The organism is Microcystis sp. CS-574 (assembly GCF_028329095.1).
Lineage (GTDB): Bacteria > Cyanobacteriota > Cyanobacteriia > Cyanobacteriales > Microcystaceae > Microcystis > Microcystis ichthyoblabe_A.
This window is the reverse complement of record NZ_JAQMSY010000031.1, coordinates 1-8,193: the sequence shown is the minus strand read 5'-3', so window position 1 is coordinate 8,193 and position 8,193 is coordinate 1. Positions and strand designations below refer to the sequence as shown.

At 40.1% G+C, this 8,193-nt stretch carries 9 protein-coding genes, 1 tRNA gene and 2 pseudogenes; 4 read left to right on the top strand and 8 right to left on the bottom strand.

The annotated features are described in order from the left end of the window. From PN470_RS02360 to PN470_RS02345, 4 genes and pseudogenes are all read left to right on the top strand, one after another. Positions 1 to 119: pseudogene (locus tag PN470_RS02360) on the top strand (IS1 family transposase); the annotation flags it as partial. A gap of 259 nt (positions 120 to 378) precedes the next feature. Further along, positions 379 to 1,584 (top strand): FAD-dependent hydroxylase, encoded by a 1,206-nt coding sequence (locus PN470_RS02355; RefSeq protein ID WP_272103538.1) that lies wholly within the window; start codon positions 379 to 381, stop codon positions 1,582 to 1,584. Between the two features lie 92 nt (positions 1,585 to 1,676). After that, positions 1,677 to 1,750, top strand: a tRNA-Pro gene (locus PN470_RS02350). 131 nt (positions 1,751 to 1,881) lie between these two features. Next, a complete protein-coding gene (locus tag PN470_RS02345) occupies positions 1,882 to 3,804 on the top strand; it encodes a S9 family peptidase (protein ID WP_103113356.1) in 1,923 nt (640 codons plus the stop codon). A gap of 519 nt (positions 3,805 to 4,323) precedes the next feature. Here PN470_RS02345 and PN470_RS02340 read toward each other — a convergent pair. The 8 genes and pseudogenes from PN470_RS02340 to PN470_RS02305 form a co-directional block, all read right to left on the bottom strand. Beyond that, on the bottom strand, positions 4,324 to 4,677 hold the full coding sequence (locus tag PN470_RS02340) for a DUF5615 family PIN-like protein (RefSeq protein WP_002774633.1): 354 nt from the start codon (positions 4,675 to 4,677) through the stop codon (positions 4,324 to 4,326). A gap of 8 nt (positions 4,678 to 4,685) precedes the next feature. After that, positions 4,686 to 5,006 (bottom strand): DUF433 domain-containing protein, encoded by a 321-nt coding sequence (locus PN470_RS02335; RefSeq protein WP_002738186.1) that lies wholly within the window; start codon positions 5,004 to 5,006, stop codon positions 4,686 to 4,688. Positions 5,007 to 5,147: 141 nt separating this feature from the next. Further along, a complete protein-coding gene (locus PN470_RS02330) occupies positions 5,148 to 5,441 on the bottom strand; it encodes a hypothetical protein (protein WP_103113357.1) in 294 nt (97 codons plus the stop codon). A gap of 157 nt (positions 5,442 to 5,598) precedes the next feature. Continuing rightward, a complete protein-coding gene (locus PN470_RS02325; RefSeq protein ID WP_271935263.1) occupies positions 5,599 to 6,078 on the bottom strand; it encodes a hypothetical protein in 480 nt (159 codons plus the stop codon). Between the two features lie 168 nt (positions 6,079 to 6,246). Next, complete coding sequence (locus PN470_RS02320) at positions 6,247 to 6,552, bottom strand: hypothetical protein (RefSeq protein WP_002774627.1); 306 nt, start codon at positions 6,550 to 6,552, stop codon at positions 6,247 to 6,249. Positions 6,553 to 7,033: 481 nt separating this feature from the next. Next, positions 7,034 to 7,408 carry an SDR family oxidoreductase gene (locus PN470_RS02315; protein WP_271935262.1) on the bottom strand — a complete coding sequence of 125 codons (375 nt, stop codon included), beginning with the start codon at positions 7,406 to 7,408 and terminating at the stop codon, positions 7,034 to 7,036. Positions 7,409 to 7,530: 122 nt separating this feature from the next. Then, the gene (locus PN470_RS02310; protein WP_258012257.1) at positions 7,531 to 7,656 is read right to left on the bottom strand and encodes a hypothetical protein; all 126 of its coding nucleotides are present in this window, start codon (positions 7,654 to 7,656) and stop codon (positions 7,531 to 7,533) included. A 287-nt stretch (positions 7,657 to 7,943) separates the two neighbouring features. Then, a pseudogene (locus tag PN470_RS02305) lies at positions 7,944 to 8,193 on the bottom strand (hypothetical protein); the annotation flags it as partial.

Here is an 8,193-nt window from a genome sequence, read left to right as displayed (position 1 = left end):
TTAAATAATACCTTTCGACAAAGGATTTCTCGGCTGGTGAGAGAGAGTCTATCTTTCTCTAAAAAAATGGAGAATCACCTTGGGGAACCCTTTGGTATTTTATCCATGACTACAATGCACAGCAAAGCAAAGGATTAAGCCACCATCACTACTACCGAATCACCACCAATAATCAGTCTTTAATAACCAGATTTAGTATTATCGCCCTTCCAGAAGTCCAGGAAGAGCGATAACCCGAAACTCTCAACCACGGACAAAACCCTTTCAAGTCTATCAATGGCTAGGTGGGGTGAATACAATCAAACCCGACAGCAACCCCGAAAATCGTGTCAGAATAGATCAGTGTAGTCACTGATTATCTTTGAGAAAAGTATTTATATGTTAGGACGGGACAACTACGATTTAATCATTGTCGGGGGCGGTATAGTCGGAACCACCCTAGCGGTGGCTTTAAAAAATACAGGATTAAATATCGCTATGATCGAGGAACGTCCCCTAGAGGTGGCCGCCTCCCGTCGTCAAGCTTATGCCCTCTCGTTGATGTCCAGCAGGATTTTTACAGGCTTGGGTATCTGGGATAAAATATCGCCCAGTATCGGTAAATTTCGTCATATTCGCCTTTCTGATGCCGATTTTCCGATTTTTGTCCCCTTTGTGGTTGATGAGCTAAAAACCGATTATTTGGGCTATGTGGGCGAACATCAAGTGATTTTAACCGCCCTGCACAATGCCAGCCAAGATTGCGATCGCATTGATTGGTTATCCCCTGCCAAAGTGTTAGAAGTGGAGTACGGAGCAGAAACAGCCACTGTCACCTTGGAAGAAGCTGGTCAAACCCGAAAAATCACCGCAAAATTAGTTATCGGGGCTGATGGAGCCAAATCCGCTATCCGGCAAGGGGCGCAAATTAAAACCAAAGGTTGGAAATATTGGCAATCCTGTGTCGCTTTCACCATTAAACATCAACTCGATCGCAACGATACCGCCTTTGAAAGATTTTGGCCCACCGGTCCGATGGGCATTTTACCGCTCCAGGGTAATCGCTGTCAGATCGTTTGGACAAATCCCCATGGGGAAGCGAAAAAACTGCAAGAAATGCCCGAAGCGGAATTTATCAAGAAATTAGAAGCATATACTGGGGGATTACTGGGAAAACTCGAATTAGTTAGCCCCCGCGCTCTCTTTCCCGTACAGTTAATGCAGAGTGATACTTATGTTAAACCCCGACTGGCTTTAATTGGTGATGCCGCCCACTGTTGTCATCCCGTCGGTGGTCAAGGTTTAAATTTAGGCATTCGGGATGCGGCCGCTTTAGCGCAGGTATTAAAGGAAGCAGCGGAAAAGCAAGAAGATATAGGAGCGCTTTCTACCCTAAAATCCTACGAAAAATGGCGTAGATCCGAGAATTTAGCGATTTTAGGCTTCACAGATTTTCTAGATCGCCTGTTCTCCAATAACTGGCCGCCTATCGTTGTCATCCGTCGTCTCGGATTGGCAATTATGCGCGGTTTCCCCCCGTTGAAATTGTTTGCCCTGCAATTAATGACGGGATTAAAAGGACGTATTCCCCAATTAGCTAGATAGCTGGCCGCTAATTCCGGGGATGGGGGAGAAAGGAAGAAAAAAAAAGCTTGCAAAATGCTGCGATTATCGCTATGATGGTTAAGGTTCAATATCGGGGCGTAGCGCAGCTTGGTAGCGCACTACTTTGGGGTAGTAGGGGTCGTGGGTTCGAATCCCGCCGCTCCGATTGCAGAAAAACAGAGAGTCAGGTAGGGATGCACCTAGTCCCTACTTTGTTCTGTTTACTCGGAATTTTCTTAATTGATCAGCGTTTCTGATCAAGTTAGTTCACCATTAGAATCACTGCTTTAGTCGAAAATGTCTCATCAAATATCAGCTTACGGTTCCTGGAAATCACCGATTACCTCCGATCTAATTGTGGCAGCATCGATTAGTCTTGGTGGTGTAACTGTAGATGGAGAAGATATTTATTGGTTAGAAGGCAGACCACAGGAAAAGGGGCGAAATGTTTTAGTTAAATTAAACCCCGACGGCACAACCACAGACATCACTCCAGCACCTTTTAATGTGCGAACTCGTGTCCACGAATACGGGGGAGGTTCCTATCTAATTGTTGCGGGAATTATCTATTTTTGTAATTTTGCTGACCAAAGAATTTATCGCCAAACTGCTGATAGTTTACCCCAACCTCTGACCCCAGAAAATTCCTGTCGTTATGCGGATTTAATTCTCGATAAATTTGGCAATCGTTTAATCTGTGTTTGTGAAGATCATAGCCAAAAAGATCGAGAACCAGTTAATAGTATTGTCAGCATCGATGTGGATACAGGAGAAATAAAAACTTTAGTATCTGGCGATGATTTTTATACCTCTCCTCGCTTAAGTGCCAATGGTTCTCGATTAGCTTGGATTAGTTGGAATCATCCTAATATGCCCTGGGATAGTTCTTTTCTCTGGGTGGCCGATATTAATAATCTTTATTTGAGTAATATTCGGGTCATTGCTGGTGGTGAAAATGAGTCAGTATGTGAACCGCGCTGGTCCGCCGATGAACAGTTATATTTTACCAGCGATCGCAATGATTTCTGGAACTTTTATTGCTTTAACCATGATGAACAAATCGAACCAGTTATCGAACCAATAGAGGCTGAATTTGCCTACCCTCATTGGGTTTTTGGTTTATCTAACTACGGCTTTGCTGGGGAATCAAAGATTATTTGTAGCTATACAAAAGATGGTCGTTGGTATTTAGGAAGTATCGATACTGTTAATCGAGAATTTCAAGAAATTATTACTGATGATACTAACATTTCTTCCCTACAAGTTAGGGAGAGTAAAATAGTTTTTATTGGCGGTTCTTTCAGGGAAGTAACGGCGGTTATCTCACTGGATTTAGCCACAGGAACGAGAGAAGTTCTCAAATCTTCCAGTAGTTTAACTATTTCTAGCGATTATTTCTCGATTCCGGAAATGCTCGCTTTTCCCACCAGTCAGGGACTAACGGCATTTGCTTGGTATTATCCCCCCAAAAACCCCGATTATACCGCCCCCAATGGCGAATTACCGCCCCTTTTAGTCAAAAGTCACGGTGGACCGACGGCTGCGGCGACCTCTAGTTTAAGTCTGCGGGTGCAATACTGGACCAGTCGCGGTTTTGGCTATCTAGATGTTAATTATGGCGGTAGTACGGGTTATGGTCGTCAATATCGTCAGCGTTTGCTGGGAAATTGGGGAATTGTCGATGTGGAAGACTGCATCAACGGGGCAAAATATTTGGTTAATCAGGGATTAGTCGATGGGGAAAGATTGGCAATTTCTGGAGGCAGCGCCGGTGGTTATACAACTTTAGCGGCCCTAACTTTTCATGATACTTTTAAAGCAGGAGCTAGTTATTACGGAGTTAGTGATTTAGAGGTTTTAGCCACCGATACCCATAAATTCGAGTCGAGATATTTAGATAAATTGGTGGGACGCTATCCTGAAGAAAAGGAAATTTACTATCAGCGATCGCCTATTCATTTTACCAGTCAGTTATCCTGTCCGGTGATCTTTTTCCAAGGTTTAGAAGACCGAGTGGTTCCACCCAATCAAGCGGAAATGATGGTAGAAGCTTTAAAAGCGAAAGGTTTACCCGTTGCTTACGTTCCCTTTGCTGGAGAACAACATGGATTTCGTCAAGCTGAATCGATAAAACGAGCATTAGATGCAGAATTTTATTTTTATTCCCGTCTCTTTGGTTTTACTCCTGCTGATAATTTAGAACCCGTAGAAATTAAGTAATCGTGCAAAGTTAATTTCCTAGGTCAGTAATCGGTGAACAGCAGCTCTAGACGTAATATTATCTAAAGACTAAAAGTCTTTTTAGTTAAGAAACTTCCCCGAATAGAAATAATTTTAATTGTCCCATGTTTTTCTTAGAGGATGTTTGAAAAGTCAGGAGACCACCAGGGGTAGTGTAGTGATATATAGCGGTTCTCACACCTGTGTGGCACAGTTAAACCTTTGCTAATTAAGCTTTTTACATCGATAATATACCTCTTGCGAACAGGAAACGCTATAGGCGCTTTTAGGCTTCTGTTATTGAAAAGAGAGGCAATTTTTCGAGGTTGCTTATATTACAATGTTTCATTATACAGCTTTAAATACTTAGATGCTTGAATCTCAAGAGTAAATTCTTGCTCCACTTTTTGCCTTGCCCGAATGCACAATTGGTTATACCTTTCTGTATCTTCTAATACCCAATTAATTCCCTGTGCCAAGTCTTCCACCTACAAGGGTTTGGCCAGATAGCGTAGCCACTTAAAATGGAAAAGTCATAATCTGATTGATCCATTCCTCAGCCGTAGATGCTTCCCACACTAAGATAATTGCATCGATCGCTTCGCCGATTGGAAGATTCTGAGAAAGAATTAGAACACCAGAACTCGTTTGCGACAAGATGAATTGACCAAACTCAGTCGGCATGGTTTTGCGATCGTGCGTGACCAGCACCCTACCATCCCGTGCTGCAATGGTTAAAACTTCTGGATCTTTTATTCCTTCAAGCCCTGCTTCATTAGCTGACTGAAAATCCAGATTTGGTTGTCCGCGGATTGCGCCAGTCACAATTGCCTGTCTGAGATCGGCATCAGCTTGAAAGCGAATTTTTGTCATGCTGCTTTCTACTTCTTGGCTTGAGCCGCCTTCAATTTTTGGTACAGCAAAGGACTCTTTTCTCTACAAGACTGTTGTAGTCGCTGAAACTCGGCTTCACCCTTTTTCAGATAGGCATCGACAAGCTCTCGATTGGCCAGATAGAAAGCGATCGCACCATAAACCTGTTCGAGGGAAAGGATTGGGAAATTTTGGGCAATGCTTTCGGGCGATTCTCCGTTTAAGAAAGAATAGACAACTGAATCAAGGGAGATACGAGTTCCTTCGAGCCAATATTCTTCGTCTCGTTGCTCGATGTACTGTTTTGTTGGGATGGGGGCTAATTTCATAGGAGCAATGTTGCTGTTTAGCTAAAGGGATAAGAAATCGCATTACCAAGTAGGAATACCATTGCTAGGACTGGAGCATAGATTTTTGGAGATGTCTATTTCTTATGATGATATTAGCGTCGAGAACGAGGAATTTGAGTCTCACCCGCCTAAATCCTTTCTCTGATTCGCTCTGTCCGCTTCACACATCTGACGAAACTCACGAACAATATCGTCCTCGGAAATTCCTTTTTGACTTAACAGGTACTCAAATTGAGCGGCCACCGCTTGTAAGGCAGCGATATCGGCGCTTTTACTCCTCTGTTTAACGGGGAAATAGAACCCAACAGTATGACCGTGACGTAGTACCTCAACGGGAGTCTCACCGTATATGTATTTAGGGAGTTCGCTCCGAAATTCTCGCACCCCAATTTTCTCAATGTCATGCTTATCCATAGTCTCTCTCGTTGTGTACACATTATGTACATAGGGTAGCACTATTTGAGAAAGGATATCAACAAACAACTTTACTCATGTTTTACCAGATTAAATTTTTAATCTGGTTTAAAGAAAATGCCATCCATTTGCAACATCCTTCCAAATTTTATTATTTTCATTTATTACTTATAATCTTTTTGATTAAGAGCTTCATTTTTGCTTTAGTTGCTTGAACAAGGTTTCCAATATAATAAAAATCTCTTAATTGTTTATAATACAGAAATCTCATCACGCTTTTACCCCTTCCCTGACAATGAATGCACAAAAATTTTATCTCTTTATTTAAATTTTTATTATATCCATAAGGAATTCCATTTTTGAATATAAGTTTTTTTAAACCAAATTGCATTTGGTATTCATCCTCTAAGTAATTAGTTGATGAATTAATATTGTGATCTAGTGTCATATTATTATTTATGACTGTAGTAAGATTAGCCACTTTGGGATTGTCTTTAGACCATAGATATAATAGAGTCATGTCTATAATTCCTCTTAGCTTATGATTATCAATATGCCATTGCCATTTAGCTTCTAGCTTATCTCGTATGTTTTTATTGCTGTATGCTTCAATACAAAAATCCGTAAAATCCTCCAATGCCTCAAGGGTTCAATATGAAAAATGAGGAGAAGATGCCCATCTAAAATTATCTTGATTTTTAGGAGTAGATGTCATTAAAGCAGCTATACAATCATTAGGTAAGATTGGATAAACTTCCTCTGAATAATTTGCAAAGGTCATGGCATCACTATCTACTAGAAATATTCATCTATGATCGTTCTCTTTCATCCATTTTCCCAACACAAACATACGTTTCCAAACGGGAATCTCATATTTTTTCGAGTAATCGGACATCTCAACGTAGCATTTCTGAAAATTTTCATATTTATCAAACTCTACTAGAGTGGTATCCCAATGATTTTGCCAAAAATCTTTATTAGTGTCATCTCCTATAAGCACAACTTTATTATTAAAGTTTGCCGCTGATTTCAAGGCAAATTTTAAATAATTTGGCTTACCACCAAAATGGGCAATAATTACAGGAATTTCTAAGGTTTCTATTGATTTCACGGTTTAATAACCTCCATTTTTTGAATTAAGTTCTGAGTTCTGGAATCTGGTCGTTGCGCTGTTAGGACACTTCAAGGAATCAAGGTTATTGAGAATGATCGAGGAATTTATGCGCTTTTAGGCTTCTGTTATTGAAAAGAGAGGCAATTTTTCGAGGTTGCTTATATTACAATATCTCATTATACAGCTTTAAATACTTAGATGCTTGAATCTCAAGAGTAAATTCTTGCTCCACTTTTTGCCTTGCTCGAATGCACAATTAGTTATACCTTTCTGTATCTTCTAATACCCAATTAATTCCCCGTGTCAAGTCTTCCACCTCGAAGGGTTTGGCCAGATAACCATTCTCTTGATGTTTGATCATATCGCTCTTCTGGAACTTTCGGAAATCCCTGACCGAATCCAGATTCTGAAACCCTTGGTTGACGAGTGATCGCTAACTTTTTTTCTAATAAAAACTCAAATTTCGGGTTTCTGTTAGTTAGCGATAGCTTGAAGGTGGGTCTATTGGACTGATGGTGATCGGACTGGCTTGACTGGCAGCATGAATGATAAAATCTATTTTCAAGTCTAAACAAATCGGACTAGAAATATCCTGCTCAATTAACTCTAAATCGGTTCTATTCTGGTAAAACTCCAATCGTTTTAATGCTTTCTCCTTATTTCTGACTAAGCCAATAACTTTGATAGAAGAATGTCTTTTTTGTTCATTCAAATAGAGCAAGGTTTCCACGATGTAAGCTGGTAAAAATCCATTGGCTCCCGAAATAAAAACTGTTTTCCCTGCCAAAGTTTGCCAAGGTAAATCAGCTGCAATAATTTGCCTCAAATCTTGTTCAACAATTTTATGTCTCATAATTTTCTAACTCAGAAAAATATTGGTTTGTGATCCCGAATAATATCTAGTATCCCATCGAGGATAGATTTCCTTGTCGATGCTTTTAAGTCTAGCTGATCATTAGCCCAGATAAAACTTTCTCATAACCAACAGCCAAAAAAGCCTGTACCTCCGGTAATAAATATCCGCTGTCCCCGCAATTCTTCCCAGAGGTCTTTAGTGTGGGCAAGAATGTGATTTAAGTCATTTGTTAGGTTAGGTTGCATCTTTAGCCAATCCATTTCGTAGAAAAAGACAAATCGACACAAAAATCAAAAGCAATAGATTTTTACATTCACTTTATCCAATGGGATAAGAAAAGGGTAACTCAAAAAAGAGATAACAAACAAGTCCATTATATTGTCTAATCATAAAAAACATCCAAAAAAATAAAAATGTTCCAAAAAATGCCAACAATGCAAATTTACCTACTCTAACATCTCCTCCGTTAATCCTAGAAATACCCCGATCCAGAAGATACATTCTATGATTTTATCAGCATTTGACAAGTATGCTACAAGGTTTCTGGTTCAACGCCTAATTCTCTTAATTTTTCAGCTAATTTTTGTCGTAACATTCGCTCCTGTTCGAGTTGATATTCAGTTTGTGTGACTCGTTCACTCCCCCATAATAACAGATTTCCCGACTTATCCCACCAGCGCAACCAATTAGTAGTAAATTCAGCTTTGCTTCCTTGCCAGATACCGATAAACAAATTAAGTTCTTTTATCCAGTAACGATTATTCTCATCTGGCAACTGCTGC

Bases quoted from the DNA above. Each gene is read 5' to 3' on its own strand.
- PN470_RS02310 (WP_258012257.1), bottom strand. From the start codon at position 7,656: ATGCAACCTAACCTAACAAATGACTTAAATCACATTCTTGCCCACACT.
- PN470_RS02345 (WP_103113356.1), top strand. From the start codon at position 1,882: ATGTCTCATCAAATATCAGCTTACGGTTCCTGGAAATCACCGATTACC.
- PN470_RS02315 (WP_271935262.1), bottom strand. From the start codon at position 7,408: ATGAGACATAAAATTGTTGAACAAGATTTGAGGCAAATTATTGCAGCT.
- PN470_RS02330 (WP_103113357.1), bottom strand. From the start codon at position 5,441: ATGGATAAGCATGACATTGAGAAAATTGGGGTGCGAGAATTTCGGAGC.
- PN470_RS02355 (WP_272103538.1), top strand. From the start codon at position 379: ATGTTAGGACGGGACAACTACGATTTAATCATTGTCGGGGGCGGTATA.
- PN470_RS02335 (WP_002738186.1), bottom strand. From the start codon at position 5,006: ATGAAATTAGCCCCCATCCCAACAAAACAGTACATCGAGCAACGAGAC.
- PN470_RS02340 (WP_002774633.1), bottom strand. From the start codon at position 4,677: ATGACAAAAATTCGCTTTCAAGCTGATGCCGATCTCAGACAGGCAATT.